This window comes from Marinobacter santoriniensis NKSG1 (assembly GCF_000347775.1).
Taxonomy (GTDB): Bacteria; Pseudomonadota; Gammaproteobacteria; order Pseudomonadales; family Oleiphilaceae; genus Marinobacter; species Marinobacter santoriniensis.
Map to the genome: position 1 here is coordinate 1,041,638 of NZ_APAT01000015.1, position 21,461 is coordinate 1,063,098.

At 60.1% G+C, this 21,461-nt stretch carries 19 protein-coding genes; 9 read left to right on the top strand and 10 right to left on the bottom strand.

Annotated features, from left to right (window positions below; genetic code table 11):
- The first annotated feature begins 33 nt into the window (after positions 1–33).
- The 3 genes from MSNKSG1_RS10630 to MSNKSG1_RS10640 are packed head-to-tail and all read left to right on the top strand — an operon-like array spanning position 34 to position 3,064.
- Positions 34–1,461: a LutB/LldF family L-lactate oxidation iron-sulfur protein gene (locus MSNKSG1_RS10630; RefSeq protein WP_008939271.1), complete on the top strand. Its 1,428-nt coding sequence runs from the start codon at positions 34–36 to the stop codon at positions 1,459–1,461.
- Entirely contained in the window at positions 1,458–2,111 is a 654-nt protein-coding gene (locus tag MSNKSG1_RS10635; RefSeq protein ID WP_008939272.1) for a LutC/YkgG family protein, read from the top strand. Before MSNKSG1_RS10630 ends, MSNKSG1_RS10635 begins: the two co-directional genes overlap by 4 nt.
- A complete protein-coding gene (locus MSNKSG1_RS10640) occupies positions 2,108–3,064 on the top strand; it encodes a DMT family transporter (RefSeq protein ID WP_008939273.1) in 957 nt (318 codons plus the stop codon). Before MSNKSG1_RS10635 ends, MSNKSG1_RS10640 begins: the two co-directional genes overlap by 4 nt.
- A gap of 6 nt (positions 3,065–3,070) precedes the next feature.
- Here the strand turns inward: MSNKSG1_RS10640 and gloA are convergent, their stop codons facing one another.
- Both gloA and MSNKSG1_RS10650 read right to left on the bottom strand, forming a co-directional pair.
- Entirely contained in the window at positions 3,071–3,619 is a 549-nt protein-coding gene (gene gloA, locus MSNKSG1_RS10645) for a lactoylglutathione lyase (RefSeq protein WP_008939274.1), read from the bottom strand.
- Between the two features lie 77 nt (positions 3,620–3,696).
- Positions 3,697–4,836: an alkane 1-monooxygenase gene (locus tag MSNKSG1_RS10650; RefSeq protein ID WP_008939275.1), complete on the bottom strand. Its 1,140-nt coding sequence runs from the start codon at positions 4,834–4,836 to the stop codon at positions 3,697–3,699.
- 189 nt (positions 4,837–5,025) lie between these two features.
- On the opposite strand from MSNKSG1_RS10650, the gene MSNKSG1_RS10655 reads away from it, so the two are divergent.
- The 5 genes from MSNKSG1_RS10655 to MSNKSG1_RS10675 all read left to right on the top strand — a co-directional run bounded on the left by MSNKSG1_RS10655 (position 5,026) and on the right by MSNKSG1_RS10675 (position 11,280).
- Positions 5,026–5,715: a GntR family transcriptional regulator gene (locus tag MSNKSG1_RS10655; protein ID WP_008939276.1), complete on the top strand. Its 690-nt coding sequence runs from the start codon at positions 5,026–5,028 to the stop codon at positions 5,713–5,715.
- Between the two features lie 154 nt (positions 5,716–5,869).
- Entirely contained in the window at positions 5,870–6,898 is a 1,029-nt protein-coding gene (locus tag MSNKSG1_RS10660; RefSeq protein WP_051067781.1) for a DUF6160 family protein, read from the top strand.
- 65 nt (positions 6,899–6,963) lie between these two features.
- On the top strand, positions 6,964–8,016 hold the full coding sequence (locus MSNKSG1_RS10665; protein WP_008939278.1) for a lysylphosphatidylglycerol synthase transmembrane domain-containing protein: 1,053 nt from the start codon (positions 6,964–6,966) through the stop codon (positions 8,014–8,016).
- Entirely contained in the window at positions 8,013–10,247 is a 2,235-nt protein-coding gene (locus tag MSNKSG1_RS10670) for a glycosyltransferase (protein ID WP_008939279.1), read from the top strand. The genes MSNKSG1_RS10665 and MSNKSG1_RS10670 overlap by 4 nt, the downstream gene beginning before the upstream one ends.
- Positions 10,248–10,332: 85 nt before the next feature.
- On the top strand, positions 10,333–11,280 hold the full coding sequence (locus MSNKSG1_RS10675) for a YbgA family protein (protein WP_008939280.1): 948 nt from the start codon (positions 10,333–10,335) through the stop codon (positions 11,278–11,280).
- Between the two features lie 7 nt (positions 11,281–11,287).
- Here the strand turns inward: MSNKSG1_RS10675 and MSNKSG1_RS10680 are convergent, their stop codons facing one another.
- From MSNKSG1_RS10680 to MSNKSG1_RS10690, 3 genes are all read right to left on the bottom strand, one after another.
- A complete protein-coding gene (locus tag MSNKSG1_RS10680; protein WP_008939281.1) occupies positions 11,288–12,019 on the bottom strand; it encodes a DUF481 domain-containing protein in 732 nt (243 codons plus the stop codon).
- Positions 12,020–12,039: 20 nt separating this feature from the next.
- A complete protein-coding gene (gene trhO / locus MSNKSG1_RS10685) occupies positions 12,040–13,059 on the bottom strand; it encodes an oxygen-dependent tRNA uridine(34) hydroxylase TrhO (protein ID WP_008939282.1) in 1,020 nt (339 codons plus the stop codon).
- 255 nt (positions 13,060–13,314) lie between these two features.
- Positions 13,315–14,043: a DsbA family protein gene (locus MSNKSG1_RS10690; RefSeq protein WP_008939283.1), complete on the bottom strand. Its 729-nt coding sequence runs from the start codon at positions 14,041–14,043 to the stop codon at positions 13,315–13,317.
- 129 nt (positions 14,044–14,172) lie between these two features.
- Here MSNKSG1_RS10690 and MSNKSG1_RS10695 point away from each other — a divergent pair, with 129 nt between their 5' ends.
- Positions 14,173–15,147, top strand: a complete 975-nt coding sequence (locus tag MSNKSG1_RS10695; RefSeq protein ID WP_008939284.1) for an NAD(P)H-dependent flavin oxidoreductase — start codon at positions 14,173–14,175, stop codon at positions 15,145–15,147.
- On the opposite strand, the gene MSNKSG1_RS10700 is transcribed toward MSNKSG1_RS10695, so the two are convergent.
- The 5 genes from MSNKSG1_RS10700 to MSNKSG1_RS10720 all read right to left on the bottom strand — a co-directional run bounded on the left by MSNKSG1_RS10700 (position 15,144) and on the right by MSNKSG1_RS10720 (position 21,450).
- Positions 15,144–17,084, bottom strand: coding sequence for a methyl-accepting chemotaxis protein (locus MSNKSG1_RS10700; protein WP_008939285.1), 1,941 nt, complete (start codon positions 17,082–17,084; stop codon positions 15,144–15,146). The genes MSNKSG1_RS10695 and MSNKSG1_RS10700 overlap by 4 nt on opposite strands.
- 153 nt (positions 17,085–17,237) lie before the next feature.
- A complete protein-coding gene (locus MSNKSG1_RS10705; RefSeq protein ID WP_008939286.1) occupies positions 17,238–17,582 on the bottom strand; it encodes a chaperone modulator CbpM in 345 nt (114 codons plus the stop codon).
- A gap of 13 nt (positions 17,583–17,595) precedes the next feature.
- Positions 17,596–18,540: a DnaJ C-terminal domain-containing protein gene (locus MSNKSG1_RS10710; RefSeq protein ID WP_008939287.1), complete on the bottom strand. Its 945-nt coding sequence runs from the start codon at positions 18,538–18,540 to the stop codon at positions 17,596–17,598.
- 457 nt (positions 18,541–18,997) lie between these two features.
- Positions 18,998–20,062, bottom strand: a complete 1,065-nt coding sequence (gene fba / locus MSNKSG1_RS10715) for a class II fructose-bisphosphate aldolase (protein ID WP_008939288.1) — start codon at positions 20,060–20,062, stop codon at positions 18,998–19,000.
- 227 nt (positions 20,063–20,289) lie between these two features.
- Positions 20,290–21,450 carry a phosphoglycerate kinase gene (locus tag MSNKSG1_RS10720; RefSeq protein ID WP_008939289.1) on the bottom strand — a complete coding sequence of 387 codons (1,161 nt, stop codon included), beginning with the start codon at positions 21,448–21,450 and terminating at the stop codon, positions 20,290–20,292.
- Positions 21,451–21,461 lie beyond the last annotated feature (11 nt).

The following is a 21,461-nucleotide window of genomic DNA, read 5'->3' on the forward strand; positions in this document are numbered from 1 at the left end:
TTTTAGGGATCACTCTGCATTGGTAGTTGGGCTATGAACTCGCAGGCACATCACGTCGACGTCAAGGAATTCCATCCCCGGGCTCAGGCGGCCATCCACAACCCCAAGATCCGCCAGAACTTCCGGCGGGCGATGGATGGGCTGATGGCCAAGCGTACGGCCGCGTTCGAAGGCTGGGACCTGGAGACCCTGCGGGACCTGGGGGCCAACATTCGCCTGAAGGCCCTGTCCAACCTGCCGGACCTGCTGGAACAGCTCGAAGCCAAACTCACCGAAAACGGGATCCGCGTACACTGGGCCGTCGACGGCGACGAGGCCTGCCGGATCGTCCGGGACATCTGTGTGGCCCGCGACGCCCGCACTGTGATCAAGGGCAAGTCCATGGTGTCCGAGGAAATGGAACTGAACCATTACTTCGGCGAGCAGGGCATCGAGGCTCTGGAATCGGATCTGGGCGAGTACATCGTCCAGCTCGCGGACGAGACGCCGTCCCACATCATCATGCCGGCGATCCACAAGAACACCGGCGAGATCTCGGAGCTGATGCACGAGAAGACCGGCACGGACCTGTCCAACGATGTGGAATACCTGACCGCGGCCGCCCGGCAGCAGTTGCGTGAAAAGTTCATGAATGCCGACGTTGGCGTATCCGGCGTCAATTTCGCGGTGGCGGAAACCGGCACACTCTGCCTGGTGGAAAACGAGGGTAACGGGCGCATGACCACCACGGTCCCGCCGTGCCACATTGCCGTGACCGGTATCGAAAAAGTGGTGCCCAGCCTGGAAGATGTCTCGGCGTTGCTGGCCCTGCTCACCCGGTCTGCCACCGGGCAGCACATCACCACCTACTTCAACATGATTTCCGGGCCCCGCAAGTCCGGGGAAATGGACGGTCCGGAAGAGGTGCACCTGGTGCTGGTGGATAACGGCCGTTCCACCATCTATCAGGACGACGAACTGCTCGACACCCTGCGCTGCATCCGTTGCGGTGCCTGTATGAACCACTGCCCGGTGTATACCCGCGTGGGCGGCCATACCTATGGCACCACCTATCCCGGCCCCATCGGCAAGATCCTGATGCCGCACCTGATCGGCCTGGACGAAGGCCGGCACCTGCCATCGGCGTCGAGCCTGTGCGGTGCCTGCGGGGAAGTCTGCCCGGTCAAGATCCCGATTCCCGATTTGCTGGTCCGGCTGCGGCAGGAATCCGTGGACGGCGACCGGCTGCATCCCGCCAAGGTGCGGGGCCATGGCGCCAAACGCAGTACCGGCGAAGCACTGGTCTGGAAGGGCTGGGCCTGGATGCACGCACACCCGGGCATCTACCGCCTGGGCACAGGTGCTGCCGCACGATTCCGGGCGCTTCAGCCCAGCAAGGTGGGCGCCTGGACCCGATACCGGACCACGCCCAAGCTGGCCGGAAAAACCCTGCACCAGCGGATGAAGGAGCGAGGCCAGTGAGTTCCCGGGACATCATTCTGCAACGCCTGCGCAACCGGTCCGGCGGCGAGCTTGCCACGCCGGAGTGCGATTTCTCCGTACTGAAGCGCCCCGACTGGAGCACCGCCGAGCGTATCGAGCGATTCGAGAAGGCGATCGAGTCGGTTCACGGCGAGGTCCATCACTGCACCGACGACACCTGGCAGGAACGGCTGGCCGAAGTCCTGGCCACCCGGGGCGCCCGCAATCTGCTGGTCCCCCGGGAACATGCCATCGGCAAGGCCATTCGCCAATCCGGACGGACGGATCTGCCAGAACTGCTCGCCTACGAGGCGCCCATCGAAAACTGGCAGTCCGACCTGTTCAATGAGGTGGATGCCGCCATCACCTCCACCCGCGGCGGTATTGCCGAGACCGGCTCGCTGATCCTGTGGCCCACGCCCGACGAACCCCGGCTGATGAGCCTGGTGCCGCCGGTGCACATCGCCGTGCTGAAGGCGTCGGAGCTGTACACGACATTCCACGAAGCCATGCAGGCACAGGACTGGTCCGCTGGCATGCCCACCAATGCGCTGTTAATCTCGGGCCCCTCGAAGACGGCGGACATCGAGCAGACCCTGGCCTACGGTGTCCACGGCCCCAAAGAGTTGATTGTACTGGTTATTGAATGATCCAAGGCGCTCTCTTAATTGCCCTGGCATCGCTGCTGTGGGCAACCACGGGCATTGTTGCCAAATTTCTGTTCACCGGCACCGAACTGCACCCCATCACCCTGGGCTTCCTGCGCCTGGTGGTGGCCATGCCGTTTTTCTGGCTGCTGATGCGTCGGGAGCAACGTCAGCTCCGCCAGGCCAGGCATGCCTCTGAGAACGGGGACCAGTCACCGGGCGGACTGACACTCAGGGCGCTGCTGCCTCTGACCGCCCTCGGCCTGTTCCAGGCATTCTATCAGGGCAGTTACCTGCTCGCCGTGGACCTGACCGGCGCTGGCATCGCCACGCTGATTGCCCTGTGTCTGCCCCCGGTGCTTGTTGCCCTGCTGGCCGCCCCGCTGCTCGGGGAAAAACCGGGACTGCTGACGATACTCTCGCTGCTGGCGGCCATCGGTGGCACCGCCATGCTGGTGCTCAGCGACATGGACACCAGCGGCACGCTGCGGCTGGCCGGCATCCTCATGGCATTGCTCGCCGCCGCGGTGTACACGGGGTTCACGCTGACCAGCCGGTACAGCTCCACCGGAACCCCGGTATTCACCACCGCGTTCATCTGCTTTCTGACGGCGGCACTGATTCTGCTGCCCGTGGTGTGGCTGAGTGGCGGTTTCGAGGGACTGAACACCCTGGGCGTCCGGGAATGGCTGATGATCGGTTACATAGGCATTGTGCCGACGTGCATCGGTTATGTGAGTTTCTTCAAGGGGATGCAGTCCACGCCCGCGACGCTGTCGAGCATCATTGTCACGCTGGAGCCGCTGTTCGTGGCGCTGCTGGCCTGGGTTTTCCTGGGCGAGGTTCTGGGGCCGATCGGGATTTCCGGCGCCCTGATTCTGACGGTGGCGGTGATTGTCGCGTCCAGATTCGGAGGAAAACCGCGCGCCGGCCAGGCGGCCGACGGCGGTAGCTGAACCGGCTCAGTCTTTCTTGCGGTTCTTTTCAAGCATGTCCGGCTGCAGGATCTCGATCCAGTAGCCGTCCGGGTCCTTGATGAAGGACAGGCCTTTCATCTTGCCGTCGTCCGGCTTTTTCACGAACTCGACACCGAGTTTTTCAAAGCGATCCGACGCCGAGTACACGTCCGGTACCGCAATCCCGATGTGGCCGAAGCCCTGGGGCTCGTCGTTGCCGTTGTGGTAGGCGAAGTCCTCATCGTTTTCGGTACCCCAGTTGTGGGTCAGCTCCAGCATGGCTTCGCGGCCGAAGGTATACGTGGTCCGGTGGGCGTCGTCACCGGGCACGGACTGCAGCTGACGATCGTCCAGGTAGCCCAGGAAATACAGCGTGAACTTCATTTCCGGAAAGTCCAGCTTCCGGATCAGGTGCATGCCCAGGACCCGGGTGTAAAAGTCCAGGGAACGTTCCGGATCCTTGATGCGCATCATCGTCTGGTTGAACACGTAACCTTCGGTTTCCGGCACCGGGTCGTGATAGAGCCCCGGGGCTTCCTCGAAATGCTTGGGCATGTCGGTATCCCTTTTTTGCTTGCGGATTTAAAGGATATACCTGTGTGCCTTTCAAAAGGATTTCAAGGGGCCGCTTATTACGAGGCCAGCTGGTGCTCCTCACCGTCGTAATAGGCCTCCACCCGGGGATTCATTACTTTTTTCCAGAGCGGGGGAAACAGCGCCAGGACAATCATCGTGGAGTAACCGGCGGGTAACTGGGGGGCCACTTCGTGGTGACGCAGGACCTGATACCGGCGTTTGGCATAGGCGTGGTGATCGCTGTGGCGCTGGAGGTGAAACAGGAACACGTTGGTCAGGAAGTAATTGCTGTTCCAGCTGTGCTCCGGCGTGGTCCGCTCATACCGGCCATTCTCCAGCTTGCGACGATGCAGTCCGTAGTGCTCCAGATAGTTCACGATTTCCAGCAGGGTAAAGGCGACGAAACTCTGCCCCAGGAAAAACGCGGCGCCGAGCCAGCCAAACGCCAGGGTGAACCCGACCAGCACGGCCGCACTGATGGTATACCACCAGATCAGCTCATTGCGCCAGCTCAGCGCAGAATGGCCTTTGCGCTGGAGCCGCTGGGCTTCGAGTTTCCAGGCATTGAGGAAGTTACGAACGTAGGCCTGGGGCAGGAATTCATAGAGGGACTGGTTGTAGCGTGAGGATGATGCATCTTCCGGCGTGGACACGTGCACGTGATGGCCCCGCACATGCTCAACCTTGAAGCCCGCATAGCACACCAGCGAGAGCAGCAGGCCGCCCGCCCGGGTTTCGAGCTTGCCGTCCTTGTGGATCAGTTCATGGGCCACATTGATGCCCAGGCCGCCAACAATGCCCACCGACACGATCCAGCCAATGCCACCGGCGACACTGAACGTGCCGGAAGCCAGTTCCAGCATGCTCCACACCAGCAGTGCGGCAAAGGCCGCAACCCAGCCGAGGGTGATGAACCGATAGAACGCCTCCCCGTTCATGCGGGGTACATCCACTTCCTCATCGGGATTCAGGGAGTCTTTGCCCAGCAGAAAATCGAGAACCGGGATGATACCGAACACGACCACCGGGACACCCCAGGAAAATAGATTGACCAGATCGGTGGCCTGTCCGGCCGCCAGCAGCAGGGGTGGAAGCACCAGGGGGACCATGGCGATCAGGTAGCTGTATTTTTTCAGCGTCAGCAGGACGCGGCGGCGAACCGCATCCCGATTAGCGGTGATCTGTCGGGCATTCATTGCGTTCTCTCCGTATTGGGCGCTTTTCAGCTTTTTGTTTCTGCATTATTGTCCTACAATACATCAGTCGTCAACCCGTAAATCAAATCGAAAACCCGAGGCTGTGATAAACTCATGCCCACACACGCATCCCCCGGGCTGCTCCAGACAACGAGCAGCCGGTTCTTGAACGCTGTCCAGAGGCCGTTTATGGATTTCCAGGCGCCCAACACCCTGGCCGAACAGATCGCCAACTATCTGGCGGAACGCATCATGACCGGGCAGATACGCCCTGGCGAACGGATCCAGGAGGCCACGCTGGCCGGCGAACTCAACGTCAGCCGGGCGTCGGTGAAAGAGGCCCTCTACACCCTTGAACGCTGGCATCTGGTGGATATCACCCCCCGCAAGGGCGCCTCGGCAAGCCGGCTGGACGCGAATCACGCCTCGGAACTCTATGACGTGTACATGCATCTGCTGATGATGCTCGCGCTGCGTCTGTGCGAACGCTGGCAGGAGACCGACAAACCGATTCTGCTGGAGAGTGTTGCCCGGGCCACCGAGCAGATGCGCAAGCCCACGGCCAACATCACGGCGGTTGTGGAGGCGAGCTTCGAGGTGATGGAAGCCTGCTGTCGCGTTGTCGACAACCCTTACCTCACCGAAGCGCTGTCGAACTTCAAACCGGCGGTCAGCCGGGCCTACTATCTGAGTGCCGATCGCTACCGGCAGGGGCTGCAGCAGACCCGGTCCTTTTTCTCGGAACTACCCAAGGCAGTCCTGAGCCGGGATTCGGAACGGGCCCAGTCCCTGATCCGACAGTTTGCGGAACACCAGAAATCCCTGATCCGGCAAGCGCTGGAACCGGAGACACCTGTCGCGGAAGAAGGCAGTTTGTGACCTGTCGCACAGAACCTGATCCTGCCCCGATTTATCGTAACAACGTGTAACAAACCAGAACCCGCAGTCCAGGTTGAGATGTCCCTGCGGCCCGGGTGCCCGATGACGGCCCGGAAAACAAGAAAACCGATAAATGGATTTTGGGGCCATCAGCATGACTCAACCCACCATCACCGCGTTTTTGCGGCGTCCTACGTGCGCCACCCTCTCGATCGCACCGCTTCTGCTGGCAGCATCGGGGAGTGCCATGGCCGAATTCCGGCCGCTGGATGACAGCCGCCTGTCGGACGTCACCGGCCAGGCAGGCGTGACCATTGAACTGGAAACCAAACTTGCCATCGACCGGCTGACCTGGACCGACGAAGGCTCCATCAACGTCAACGGCATCCGCCTGTCCGGCCAGAACGACACCACGCTGGACAACATGAAGCTGACCCTCGACATCGCCGGGGACGGCGAAGTGCTCGACTATGGCTTCTCCGAAGTTGCCCGCCGTGCGGACGCGGGGCAGTTGAGCACCAGCAATCCGGACGTAGCGGACGCACTGGCCAACTACAAGATCAACGGTTCCTATGGGCGGACGTTCAACAGTGGTGATCTGGTCATGCATCTGGGCGCCATCGATTACGGCGACCCCACCAGCCTGGACGACTTTCTGCATGCCGTGGATTTCGAGCTCGGCGTGGACAGCGTTGAAACCACTGGCACCGGCGGCAGCACCACGATGTTCTCGGACATCCTGCTGCAAGGCTATGTTGGCCCAACCGACCTGGTGATCCGAAACGGTGGCACCAGCACCCGTACCCTGTCCAACGGCGACGTCGTGTCCGGCTCCGAACTGCAACTGGAAACCCACTTTGAAATCACCAATGGCAGCCTCAATTGGGATGCCTCTGACCTGATCCTGATTTTCAACTTTGCCGCGGTTGGCATCGAGGGCCTCCAGATCCACAACCGCCGGGGCAATGATACAGCCGGTCACTTTGGCATGGCGTACGCAAAGGCGAACTTCTCACGCGGCACCAGCAGCCGCTCCGGCAAGGACGGCCTGTCCGTCCACGATGTTGAGTTTCGTGCCGATATCGACATGCCGGTCTTCAAGATCGGGCCTGACAGTATCGGCAACGTCCAGTTCACGGACTTCGCCATCACTGACACCAACATGATGGTATATGGCCACTGAAGCGCCACTGGACAACCACCGCCTCCCCCACTGTAAACTGCCCGTCTTGATCTGACGGGCAGGCCATGACTGACAGCACAGATACCGACTATCAGAAGAGAACTTCCTGGCGGAAACTCGGCGTTTTCGGCCTGGTGTTTGTGGTGCTGACCGCTGCGGGCCTGTTCACCGTCTATCACCAGTTTGCCGATCGCAGTTTTACCTTCGACGCCCGGTTGATCGCCCCCAGGACACTGCTGGCCCTGGGCGGCCTGCTGCTGGTTTACTTCGTTTCCGATGGTCTCCGCCTGTATTACACGCTTCGGGCCCTGGACTACCGCCTGCCCTTCCGGGTCATGTTCAAACTGGTGTTCATCAACCTGTTTTTCTCCAACGTCACCCCGATGGCCACGGGCGGCGGTTTCGCGCAGATCTGGTACCTGACCCGGCACGGCGTTCCCATGGGTCGGGCAACGGCGGCCACAACGATTCGCACGGTGCTAGCGGTGATGTTTATCTTCTCCCTGACGCCGGTGTTCCTGTTCACCCTGCAACCGCTCCAGGGCCAGTCCATTTCCGGTCAGGTGGGCACCGCCCTGGCTGTTTTCGTATCGCTGTACCTCGGCTTTTTCATTATCCTGCTGTTTCGCACCCGCTGGCTGATCACGCCTCTCAGCCGCCTGTTTGCGCTGATGCGACGACTGCACCTGATCAGCGAGCGACGCCACGACCGCTGGCAGTTCCGGTGCCGGCGGGAAATGCTGCGATTCTCGTTCAGCTTTAACGACTACCTCAAAGGCCGTCCACGGTTCGTCCTGCTGTCGATCCTGTTCACCGCGATCTTCCTGCTGAGCCTTTTCAGCTTTCCCGCCCTTCTGATCCATGCGCTGGGTTATCAGGTGGACTACCTGCTCACCGTTGGACTGCTGGTGGTCACCACCTTCATCATGTATTTTTCGCCCACACCGGGGGCGTCAGGCATTTCCGAGGGTGTGTTCGGCAGCTTCTTCAGGGGTATCCTGTCCGGTAACCATCTGGTACTGGTCACGGTGGCCTGGCGGCTGCTGACCATCTACCTGGGCATGATCATCGGCCTGATTGTGTTGCAACGGGAACTGACAAAGGACAAAGGGACGTGATCCTTCGCAATCCGCTCAAGCTGCTGTTTTACCTGTGCCTGCTGATTGTCATCCTGCTGATCGGCTACAAGACCTATCTGAACCTGTTCATGAAGGATTTCAGCGGGCTGCACAGCGCGGAGGTCGAGAAAATCTACGACCGGGTGAAGCCGGGCGAGCCGGTCAGCTTCGCGGTGGTCGGGAACATCAACAACTCGATCGGGATATTCGAGGACCGCATCATTCCGGAGCTGAACGCCTCGGACATGGACTTCATGGTGTCCGCCGGCAACGCCGTAAGCGGAGGCGGGGAAGACAAGTACCGGGCCCTGTATGGCTCCCTCGGACACCTGAAGATTCCCTATCTCCTCACCTTCGGTCCCCACGAATACGAGGACTTCGGGAGCTTCCGGTTCTACGATCACTTTGGGCCGCATTTCTACAGCGTCCGGACCGGCAATGTCCGGCTGATTTTCCTCGACAGTACCGGCAAAACGCCCTGGCGCTGGCAGATCCGCTGGCTCAGCGACCTGCTGAACCAGGACACCAGCAATGCACGGATCCTGTTCATCGCCAACCCGCCGCTGCAACCGGAACAGAACCCGCTGTTCGACCAGAAGGACGACTACCTGCAACCCAAGGCCTTCCGGGATGCGCTCCTGAAGGTCATCGACAGCCACGATATCGACACGGTGTTTTCCTCGAACGTATCGATCTACTCGGAACAGGAGCGCAACGGCACCGAATTCATCACCACCGGCGGTGCCGGCGGACTCGTGCTGAACAACGACACCAGTTTCTACCACTATGTCCGGGTCAGGGTCAGCCCGGACGGCGCCGTCACGCACTCGCTGGTGCGCCTCGAGGTGGGCCAGCATCCGGTCTGGAAAACCCTGGAGAGCCTCTGGTTCTTCATCTACTCGCTGTTCTACACCGGCTACCTGAACTTCATCCTGATTGTCGCGGTGTTTGCGGCCATCACCATCAAGCTCTACCAGCTGATCTTTATCGGCAAGGACTACTATCCGGATTACGACCTGGATCCAACGCCCTGGCTGGAAAAGCCGCTACGGGTTGCAATGTTCACCAACAACTACCTGCCGTTCATCGGCGGCGTGCCCATTTCCATCGAGCGACTCAAACGCGGCCTTGAAAAGCTCGGCGACACGGTGATGGTTGTTGCCCCCAGCTACCGGGACCAGGCCAGTGAGGAGCGCGTCCTGCGCGTGCCGTCCCTGCTGTCGATGGGGGAGAACCGGGAATTTCGGCTGGCCAACATTTTTCTTGCCCGGATCCGGAAGGCCGTCCGCACCTTCAAGCCGGATGTCATCCACCTGCATCACCCATTCTGGCTGGGCAGTCTGGGTCTGTTCATTGGTCGCCGCCTGCATGTGCCCGTGATCTACACCTATCACACCCGTCTGGAACACTACGCCCATTTCGTGCCTCTGCCTGGCATGCTGTTCCGGAACCTGATTTCCCATGAGCTGATCAAGCGCTTTGCCAACAAGTGCGATGCCGTGATCGTGCCCACCTACTCCACCGAGGAGTACCTGCGCATGATCGGCGTGAAAACGCCGACCTTCGCCCAGCCCACCGGCATTGAGTACGAGCGCTTCCAGTCGGTAGAGACGACCGAGATCGAGGAACTCCGGCGCCGACTGGGACTGACCAACGAGAAGGTGTTCATCAGCGTCTCCCGGCTCTCCAATGAAAAGAACATCGACTTCATGATCGATGCCATCGATACCCTGAGGAAGGAAACGGAAGAGCCGTTCCGTTTCCTGATGATCGGTGATGGCCACCAGAAAGACAGACTCCAGGACAAGATCTCGGCTCTGGGGCTGACCGACCATGTCACACTGGCAGGCTCGGTACCGCCAGACGAGATGCCCTTGTGGTACCGGCTCGGCGATGCCTTCCTGTTTGCCTCGAAGTCGGAAACCCAGGGCATGGTGATCCTGGAAGCCATGGCCGCCGGCCTTCCGGTGGTGGCCGTGCGATCCAGCGGCATCGACGATGTGGTGCGCCAGGGCATCAATGGTTTCAAGACGCCCGAGCGCCAGGACCAGTGGCTGGCCCAGGTAAGGCGCCTGCTGGAAAACGATGAACTGCGTGAGGCCATGGCGGCCCGGGCACTGGAATTTGCCGCGGATTACTCGGTAGAGCAGTTCGCCACGGACATTCGACAGATCTATGCCAGTGCGCTGGCCATGGTGGACAAGAAACGGCACCAGCGGCAGCAGACCTGACGAAAGAGGCTTTTTCCGGACCCGCAGATCGGTCTAGACTGATGGAGCGTATTACCGCCAAAGATGGCACAACCGGAGACTCACTGTGAGCGGCATCCCTGTAGGAATCAGTACTTGCCTGCTGGGCAAGGAAGTTCGCCACGACGGCGGGCACAAACACTCCCGTTACTGTACCCAGGTACTATCAAAGCATTTTGACTTCCAGTCCATCTGTCCGGAGCTGGAGGCTGGCCTCGGGGTTCCCCGGCCAGCCATTCACCTCCGTGAATATCCGGACGGCATGCGGTTGATCGAAACCAAAGGCTCCGCCGACCACACCGACGAAATGAACGCCTTCATCGATCGCATCCTGCCGGATCTGGCCCACCTGCGAGGCTACATCCTGATGGCCAAGTCCCCGAGCTGTGGCATGGAGCGAATCAAGGTTCACAACGAGGAAGGCCGCGTGATTCGCCGGGATGCCCGGGGCCTGTTTGCCGACGCCCTGATCCGCACCTATCCGCTGATGCCGGTTGAGGAAGAAGGTCGCCTGAACGACGACATGCTGCGGGAAAACTTCATCGAACGGGTCTTTGCCTACGACGACTGGATGCAGAACGTGGCGGGCGAATCGCTCACGCCCCAGGCGTTGATCGAGTTCCATACCCGCCACAAATTCCAGCTTCTGGCCCACTCGGAAAAGATCTACCGCCAGCTCGGTCCGCTGCTCAGTGACCTGAAATCCGAACCGCTTGAAAACATCGCCGATCGTTACATCCATCTGTTCATGGAAGCCATGAGCCAGCGGGTCAGCCGCGGGTCCCACATGAATGCCATGCAGCACCTGATGGGCTACCTGAAGGACGCCATGCCGGACGAAGACAAGAAGGTGTTGATCGAACAGATGGAGGCCTACCGGCGCGGCGAGGTGCCGCTGGTAGTCCCGATGACCCTGCTCAGGATGGCCCAGCGCCGGGAGCCGGTAGACTATCTGCACGTGCAGAAATATCTCACCCCCTACCCGGACGAGCTGGGCCTGAGAAATAACGTTTAAGCGGGACTCAGAACCCGTACAGCAGTGACAGGGACATCTCTGTGTCCGTTGCCTCGGAGTCGGGCGGCGGACTGGACAGATGCTTGACCCGATAGGCCGCCTTCATTGAGAGATTGCCAACGACATTAGCCTGCAGCGCGGTTTCGGACTCGGTGATCACGTTGTTTTCATCCAGTCCGATCTCGGAACTCAGGGTCTGCCGAAACAGCGCGTTGTCCGAAAGGGCATAGTCAAACTGGCCGGCCAACCGGGCGATTGCCTCTTTTTCGGCGTCCTCTCCGTCCTCATTGGTATCGTCCAGTTTGTTGTACCGGTAACCGAGACCCGCGGAGAGGTCCAGAAACGAACGCTCTCCTTGCCGCCAAACCCGGTTACCGTAACCCGTGGTCAGTGACGACTCGAAGTCATAACCGGAGAACCGGTCTGCCTCGTAGGCCCCTCTCAGAAACCAGTACTGCCGTTCCGAGAACTTGTAATCGGTTTTGGCGAATGCCTTGTATTGCTCGGCGGTGGTTTCGTTATCGGACTCGGAGTACTTGGAACTGAGCTCGCCGTTATTACGCCACCGCTCCGTTTCATGGGCCAGCGCAAACCGGCTGTTCAGGATCGTTTCGTCGGTATTGCCGGAGGTGATCAGAACACCGAGTTCGGCTTCTCCTTTCCACTCCGGCGATTCCTGTGCATGCGCAAGTGGCACAAAAGCGGTAATCCCAATGGCAACGGCTTGCCTGAAACCCATCTGTCCTCCTGTTGTCCGGTTCAGGCCTCCGCAGATCTACGAGATTGCTCGCCCTCCAGACTCTTTCTTGCCTGACGCTCCCGCTCCGCCTTCTTGCGCGCCTTGCGCTCGGCGATGATCCGGGCCGCCTCACCACCAACATGCGCCTCGCCACGTTCTTCCGCCAGACGCATCTGTTTTTCACGCTCCTTGAAACGAGCGCGCTGCTCCACTGTCAGTGAATCGATGCACTGGTGACAACTTACGCCTTGTTCATACTCAGGACGTTTTTTGTCTTCCTCCGTGATCGGACGGCGGCAGGCGTGGCATTGATCATATGCACCACGCTCCAGGTTGTGGTTGACCGTCACCCGGTCATCAAACACAAAGCACTCGCCGTGCCAGAGACTCTGTTCTTCTGGTACGTCTTCCAGGTACTTCAGGATGCCTCCCTTGAGGTGATACACCTCATCGAAGCCCTGCTCTTTCAGATAGGCCGTTGATTTTTCGCAACGAATGCCTCCGGTGCAGAACATCGCGACCTTCTTGTGTTTCGACGGATCGAGTTGTTCCTTCACGTAGTCGGGAAATTCACGGAAGGTGTCCGTGGCGGGGTTGACCGCGTTCTGGAAGGTGCCAATCTCAACCTCGTACTGATTGCGGGTATCGATCAGCAGGACCTCGGGATCGGAGATCAGGTCGTTCCATTCCTTGGGATCGACGTAGGTGCCGACCACCCGTTTAGGATCGATGCCCTCGACGCCCATGGTGACAATCTCTTTCTTGAGTTTCACTTTGGTGCGTTTGAAGGGCTGGATGTCCACAAACGACTCTTTGTAGTCGATGCCATCGAAGCGCTCATCGCTGGCAATCCAGGCTTTGACCGCATCGATTCCTGCGCGGCTGCCGGCAATCGTGCCGTTAATGCCTTCGCGGGCCAATAGCAGGGTGCCGTGGACGTCTTTTTCCAGCATCAGGTCCAGAAGGGGCTGACGCAGATCTTTGTAATCGTTCAGGACTGCGAACTTGTACAGTGCGCAGACAACAACGTTGTTGCTCATGGTTTTCTCCTGCGGGCCGGATCGTAAATCCGGAGCATGGGTTTTGAATCTGTCACGGACGTGACCGTGAGGGCGCAAAGTTTAACCAACTGAGGATGGGACGCAAGTCAGGGGTGGCCGCACAAGGTCGTACCGTCACGCCTCCGGGTAGGATGCCCTCCCAGAATACGCTGTGAATACATCCCTGTACGCTCGGCTACGCCATCCATGGCTCCGCACGATTCTGGGAGGGCATCCTACCCGGAGGCTCAATTTTTACTTGCTTTCGCCTTTGAGTTCCCTATCCACGACGGCAGACATCTGAGCCCATCCGGGGCGGGTCAGGCGGATGTTATCCACCATCACGGTAGGAGTGCTGGTCACCCGTAACTGGATGGCCACGCGGCGACTCTGTTCCACTTCTTCGCGGTGGAGTTCCGTGGTCATGCAGGTCTGGAACCGGCGTTCCTCAAGGCCCAGATCTCCGGCGTAACGGGTGAAGACCGCCGCGGCATCGTCGGCATCACTCCAATCGGACTGGGAGGCGAACAGTTTGTTGTGCATCGGCCAATAGGCGTCCTGGTCGCCCGCGCATCGGGCTGCCAGGGCGGCGGGCATGGCGTTCTTGTGTTGTTGCAGGGGCAGGTCGAAATAGACGAAGCGAACCTGGCCGCTTTCCACATACTCCTTTTTCAGCCGTTCAGTGGCGCTGAAGAAGCGGCCGCAGGCCGGGCACTGGTAGTCGGCGAATTCGCGGACTACGACGGGGGCATCCTCGGGGCCTATCGAGACGCCAAACTGGTCCAGTCGAGCAGGAAAGGATTCAGCGCCGGGATCTGCCACTGGCAATTCATCCGAGCTGGGTGCCGGGGGAGCCGTCAGCAGGTAAATGCCCGCGAGCACCGCGATCGCAGCCAGAACACCCACTGCGATGAAGAAGGGCCGGTTACCGGATTTCCGGGGTGCTGGCGCACCGGTCTGCTTGCGGCGTTTCGCTTCACCCATGTTGAAATCTCCTTCTGAGTTGTTATTCGAGGTCCATGGTGTTTCAGGTTGTCGTTTTCAGAACCGTTACGGCACGCTAGGATCCGTTATACCTGATAAAAGTTCCGTCTCACACAATAAGGACAATTGATGCCGCTCCCAACACGTCTTGAAAACACTCTCTCCCTGCCGCTGGTCGCGGCCCCGATGTTTCTGATTTCCGGACCGGAGCTGGCACTGGCCTGTTGCAAGGCGGGCATTGTCGGCAGCTTTCCGGCACTGAACCAGCGGACCAGTGAAGGGTTCGAAGCGTGGCTGATACAGATGAACACGGAGCTGGAAAGCTACCAGCGGGAGAATCCCGACTCGGTTGTGGCGCCCTGGGCCGTCAATCTGATTGTGCACCGGAGCAATCCACGCTGGCAGGCGGATCTGGCGCTGTGCGTCAAACATGAGGTTCCGATGATCATCACCTCACTGGGAGCGGCCAGCCAGGTGGTCGAGGCAGTGCATGGGTATGGTGGACTGGTCTTTCACGATGTGACCAACCAGAAACACGCCCGAAAGGCGGCCGAAGCCGGTGTGGACGGCATCATTGCCGTGGCTGCCGGTGCGGGTGGCCATGCCGGGACCATCAACCCCTTTGTGCTCGTGCATGAAATCCGTGAGGTGTTCGACGGTACCATCCTGCTGGCCGGCGGCCTGTCCCACGGCGAGGATCTTCTGGCGGCCCAGGCGCTGGGCGCCGATCTGGCCTACCTGGGCACGCGGTTCATCAATACGGCCGAATCCCGGGCGGACGATGCCTACCGGAACATGATCATCGAAGCGGTCTCGGCGGATATCATCCACACGCCAGCCGTGTCAGGCGTGCCCGCGAATTTCATGCGCCAGAGTCTGGAGGCGGCCGGGTACCCCATGGACCGCCTCCACGAGGCAGGAGATATCAATTACGGCGAAAAGCTCAAGCCGGTGGATGACGAAGCGAAAGCCTGGAAAACCGTCTGGTCCGCCGGCCAGGGCGTGAGCCAGATCCACGATGTACTGACCGTTCAGGATCTGGTCGCGCGCCTTTCCGCCGAATACCGGGAAGCGCGGTCGAGGCTTTCACTGCCTTCAGGCTAGACCCGGAACTGGGAGGCTTTTGACTGCAATGCCGTCAGCAGCTCCCCGATCTGGTGACTGGCCCGGTCGGACCGTTCGATCGACTCAACGGTTTCCCGGGACGACTGGGCGATCTCTTCCACGCTGACACTGACCTTGCCCGCATGCTGCCCCTCGGTTTCAGCAACAGAAGCAATGGACAGTGCGTGCTCCTGCAATCGGGCAAGCAGGCTGTTGATTTCCTCGAAGTGCTCATCGGCCCGACGGAACTCCCGTGAGGACTCTGCCACGCGGCCCGACACCTCACCGATGACGTTCACCGCCTGCTTGCTGCCCTTCTGCAGCCGCTCGATGATGCCCTGGATCTCCGTCGTGGATTCCTGGGTACGACTGGCCAGTGTGCGCACTTCGTCGGCCACCACCGCAAAACCGCGGCCGGATTCACCAGCCCTCGCGGCCTCTATGGCAGCATTCAGCGCCAGAAGATTGGTCTGTTCCGCGATTTCGCCAATCACGGACAGCACCGACTCGATCTGATTGCTCTGGCTGTCCATTTCGTTGACGGCTGCGACGGCCTGTTCCACTTCTCGGACCACCTGGTCAAGGCGATGGCGCACGTCCCTGGAAATGCCCGCCGTTGCCTCACTTTCAGAGCTGATCGTCTGCACCGACCCGGCCACTTCCTGGATGCTGTCGGCCACGTCGGCAATACTCCGGGACATGGTCGCCATGGTGTCAGACACGTCCGCCACTTCCTGCTGCTGGCGGCTGACCGCCGAGACCGCCGTCTGACTGATCTCCCCCTGCTGACGGGCCTGATCCACGGCGCTTTCCGCCGAGGCCTTCACATCCGACACCAGAGCCTGGATGCGGGCGATGAACTGATTCATGCCTTGCGCCATCCCGGTCAATTCATCCTTGCCCTTGAGGGTTACCCGGCGGGTGAGATCGGCCTCGCCATCGGCGATATCCCAGATCGCCGAATTCAGGCGCAGGACCTTGGGCAGCAGCCCACCACCGAGTACCGCTGCGACGGCCACGATAAGAATGAGGGCCGCTGCTACCGTCAGCCAGCTGAGATTCAGTGCCATGCTGTTGGCTTCGGTGTTGAGCGCATCTACGGTTTCGGTAATCCGGTTCCGGGTGACCTTGTCCATGCTGGCAAGCTGCCCCTGCAGGCGCTGGTTGACCTGATCGGTCTCCGACTCAAGAGTGTTTTTCAGGGCGGTGACACTGCCGTTGATGGTGGCACTGAACTCTTTCTGGAGCGTCGCCAGATCGCTGTTGATACCTTCCAGGGAGAGCCCCATCTTCAGCTCGCCTATCTTGGAACCCTGAGGTTTGATGTCAGCGCTGATGATCACGACGTTCGGATCCCGGCTGGCCGCATCAAGCACCTTGTTGGCTGCACCACGCCCCTCCCCCTGTTTCATCAGGGCGCGAACACGGTCATCCTTCCGGTCGACGTAGCGCGTCATACGCTTGCCATACTGGTCGTAGTAAACGGCAAACAGTACCGAATCCCGGGCATCCGCCAGCTCTACGAGGTCGGTCAGGCGGGGAATATCCCGATCCCAGATCATGGGAGCTGCAACGGCCGCGAGCACATTGGCGAGACCCTGGGCTTCCGACATCACGGCTTTCCGGACGTTCTCGGCCATCCTCTGCTGCTGGGCCTCCTGCTGACGGGTCAGCTCGGCCGACAGCTCCTGGGTGGTCTGCTCCCGCATGGTCTGCAGGCGAGCTTTCACTTCCTCGCGCGTGTCGCCAAAGGAGCCACTGACGTGTCTCGCGCTCTCTTCCAGTGCGTTACCTGCGGTATCGACGAGGCCCTGCACCTGACTGGTGATCAGCCACTGGCTGACCAGCACCTGAACCACCCCGACGACAATGAGGATGACAAAGACGGGTCGCAGCAACCGGCTGCCGGCCAGTTGCCTGAAATAACGAAGGGTCATACGGACTCCGTAAACTGAGTGCCCTGGCGTCCTGCACGTTTGTTTCCAGCGTCCTGTGCCAAACGGTTGTCCGTATGTATAGCAAACCTCAAGCCATTTTTGGGAGAACTTGTGTAGCGTTTATGTTTCCCCCTCAGACTCAAGGTCCTGGCATCACTCGCCCATCAGGTGCCTGAGCCGCTGATCCAGCCGGGCGACTTCCCGTCGCAACTCCTGGACTTCGTCCAGCAACTCCAGCGACATGGCCAGGCCCGGCAGATTCAGTTTCAGGTCCCGCTGCAGGCGTAACGCCGTGTGCATCCGGTTCAGCGCCAACACGTCGAATTGCCAGAGCCTGGCTTCCTGCGCCTCCTCCAGCGGAGAGATGATGCCGTAATCCACCAGCTTGATGACGAATTCCGCATGGCAATCGCCGCGCTCGCATATCTCCCGGAGGGTGAAGGTATCCCCCTCCGATTCCACCACTTCCACGGTCAGAATCTGGTCCTCTTTGCTCATCCCTTACCCTCGCTCAGACGTGAAGCTTGCTGCGTGGATTGAAGTCTTTCTCGGCCTCGGCCAGCTGCTCATAGAGTTTTTCCGCCTCGGCAGAATGCTCTTCCGGCATGGCAATCTGAAGGATCACAATCTGATCCCCGGGGTGTTTTCCCGGCAAGCCTTTGCCTTTGAGCCGCAATTTCCGGCCGCTTGTGGAGCCCTTCGGCACCTTGACGTTTACCCTGGAGCCAACGGTCGGCACGGTGACCGTGGCACCCAGCGCCGCTTCCCAGGGCGCGACCGGCACGTTCACCAGTACGTCGCGACCTTCCACCGCGAAGTGCGGGTGCGGTGCATACTCGACTTCGATAAACAGATCGCCGGGCTCGCCACCGCCTATCCCGGGTGAGCCCTGGCCCTTCAGGCGAATGTGCTGGCCTTCCCGCATACCGGCAGGGATCTTGACCTTGAGGGTCTTCTGACGGGGACGGATGCGCCCGTGTTCGTCAGCATCCTGCACGGTAAAGCTCACCTGCTTTTCACACCCATGAAAGGCTTCTTCCAGGAACAGGGCCAGTTTGGCATGGACATCCTCTCCACGCATGCGGGCACTCTGGCGGAAGCCGCCGCCACGGCCACCGCCGAAAATCTCCTCGAAGAAATCACTGAACTGCCGGGCATCGGCGTCGGTAAATCCGCCACCCCCGAAACCTGAAGCGCTCTGCCATCCGGGTGGTGGCTCGAACGACCCATCGCCCCGGGCACCGTATTTCCGCAACTGATCGTATTCCGCCCGCTTTTCCGGATCTTTCAGCACTTCGTAGGCTTCGCCCACGTCTTTGAATTTCTCGTCGGCGTTCTCTTCCTTGCTGACATCCGGATGGTACTTCCGGGCCAGCTTCCGATAGGCCTTTTTGATCTCCTCGGGAGAGGCAGACTCACTCACACCAAGCACGGCGTAATAGTCTTTGAATTCCATTAGGGTCCTCACCACTGATTCATCGTTATGAGCATTTCTGCTCGTTTGCTAATCACTATATTTGATGAGGTTGGGGAAATTACAAGGGCTGAGTGTTGGTTACTTGAGGTGAGTCAGGGCGGGAGCGTTAAATACGTAGCCTGCGAGGCGTGGTGCAGAACCGGGATGGACCGAGCGTTCAGAAAACGCCCGTGAATACGTCCCTGTAGGGCTTCGTCGCGCCATCCCTGGCGCTCCAGATTTCTGAACGCTCGGTCCACCCCGGCTCAATCAAGACTTCCGGATATATCAGGCAGTCAGACGAAATTGGGGCGGAGGCCCGGTTCAAAACTGTCTGTGGCCAAGGATGGCCACAGCCAAGCCCTACAGGGACGTACTTGCGGGCGTGTTTTGAACCGGGCCTCCGCCCCAATCTGCCCCCGCAACGCTCAGGCTACAGGGATGAGCAACTCCGATCTTATTTGATCTTCGGATCCAGTTCTCCGGCCGCGTAACGCTCGAACATGCGCTCGAGGTTGATCGGCTTGATCTTGCTGGCGTTGCCGGCGGTACCGAAGGCTTCGTACCGGGCCACGCAGACTTCGGTCATGGCCTTCATGGTTTCCTTCAGGTATTTGCGCGGGTCGAACTCGGCGGTGTTCTGCGCGAGGAAACGACGCACGGCACCGGTGCTGGCCAGGCGCAGGTCGGTATCGATGTTGACCTTGCGCACGCCGTGCTTGATGCCTTCAACGATTTCCTCGACCGGGACACCGTAGGTCTCCGGAATCTCACCACCGTATTCGTTGATGATCTTCAGCCATTCCTGGGGTACGGAGCTGGAGCCGTGCATGACCAGGTGGGTATCGGGAATCCGGGCATGGATTTCCTTGATGCGATCAATCGCCAGGATGTCGCCAGTGGGCGGACGGGTGAACTTGTAGGCGCCGTGGCTGGTGCCGATGGCAATAGCCAGGGCATCGACCTGGGTCTTCTTGACGAAGTCCGCCGCTTCTTCCGGATCCGTCAGCATCTGGCTGTGGTCCAGTGTGCCTTCGGCACCGATGCCGTCCTCTTCGCCGGCCTGGCCGGTTTCCAGGGAGCCCAGGCAGCCCAGCTCGCCTTCTACGGATACGCCACAGGCATGGGCCATTTCCACGGTGCGGCGGGTGACGTCGACGTTGTACTCGTAGTCGGTCGGGGTCTTGCCGTCTTCACCGAGGGAACCGTCCATCATGACGGAGCTGAAGCCGAGCTGGATGGAGCGCTGGCAAACGGCCGGGCTGGTGCCGTGATCCTGGTGCATGACAACCGGGATGTGCGGGAATTCCTCGATGGCCGCCAGGATCAGGTGGCGCAGGAAGGGTGCGCCGGCGTATTTGCGGGCACCGGCAGAGGCCTGGACAATTACCGGGGAGTCGGTCTTGTCGGCCGCTTCCATGATGGCGCGCATCTGCTCGAGGTTGTTAACGTTAAAGGCTGGCACACCGTAACCATGCTCGGCGGCGTGGTCCAGAAGTTGCCGCATCGAAATCAGGGCCATGGGTTGTCTCCTTCGTTGGACTTTGGATGTTTAAATTCTGTTTTGCTTCAGACTTTCGAGTCTGCTGCGGAGGATGAAACAGGCCCTTCGTGGAACCGCTACGAGCACGTCCATGTGCGCTTCTCTCAGGCCTTCCCTGGCCTTCGAGATTCCACGAAGGGCCTGTTTCACCCTCCTTGCGATTCTGACCTTGTTGCTGGCGTCACTCAGAATCCAAGTTCTTGGCTTTACGCGCCACGTTCTTCCAGTACGGCTACAGCCGGCAGTGTCTTGCCTTCTACGAACTCCAGGAACGCACCGCCACCGGTGGAGATATACGAGATTTTGTCAGCAACGCCGTACTTGTCAACGGCCGCGACGGTGTCGCCACCACCGGCGAGGGAGAAGGCGTCGCTTTCAGCAATGGCGTATGCGAGTGCCTTGGTGCCGTTGCCGAACTGGTCGAATTCAAAGACGCCGACCGGGCCGTTCCAGAGGATGGTCCTGGCGTTTTTCAGCAGTTCGGCGAATTCGCCCGCGGTTTCCGGGCCCACGTCGAGGATCATGTCGTCGTCGCTGACGTCTGAGATGTTCTTGGTGGTGGCAGTGGCGTTTTCGGAAAACTCGGGCGCGACCACCACATCTACCGGCAGGGGAATTTTAACGCGGGAGGCGATGTCCCTGGCGGTGTCGATCAGGTCGTGTTCGCACAGGGATTTGCCCACTGGGTGCCCGGCGGCGGCCAGAAAGGTGTTGGCAATGCCGCCACCGACGATGATCTGGTCACAAACCTTTTCCAGTGCGTTCAGTACGTCCAGCTTGGTGGACACCTTGGACCCGCCAACGATAGCAACCACCGGCTTGGCCGGGTGGTCCAGCGCCTTGCCCAGGGCCTCAAGTTCGGCTGCCAGCAGCGGGCCGGCGCAGGCTTCCGGGGCGAACTTGGCGACACCATGCGTGGAGGCCTGGGCACGGTGGGCGGTACCGAACGCGTCCATCACGTAGACGTCGCACAGGGCGGCGTATTTTTTGGCCAGGGCTTCGTCGTCTTTCTTTTCGCCCTTGTTGAAGCGGACGTTCTCGAACAGCACCACCTCGCCGTCGGCCACATCCACGCCATCCAGATAGTCCTTGATCAGGCGGACGTCCTGGCCGAGGACGCTGGTCAGGTGGTCGGCGACCGGCTTCATGGAGGAAGCCTCGTCGTAGACGCCTTCTTCGGGACGTCCCAGGTGGGACATCAGCATGACCTTGGCACCGGCATCCCGGGCTGCCTTGATGGTGGGCAGCGAGGCGCGGATACGGGCGTCGCTGGATACCTTGCCGTCTTTGACCGGTACGTTCAGGTCTTCACGAATCAGGACCCGCTTTCCCGCGAGGTCCAGGTCAGTCATCTTTTTAATGGCCATTATCTTGTTCC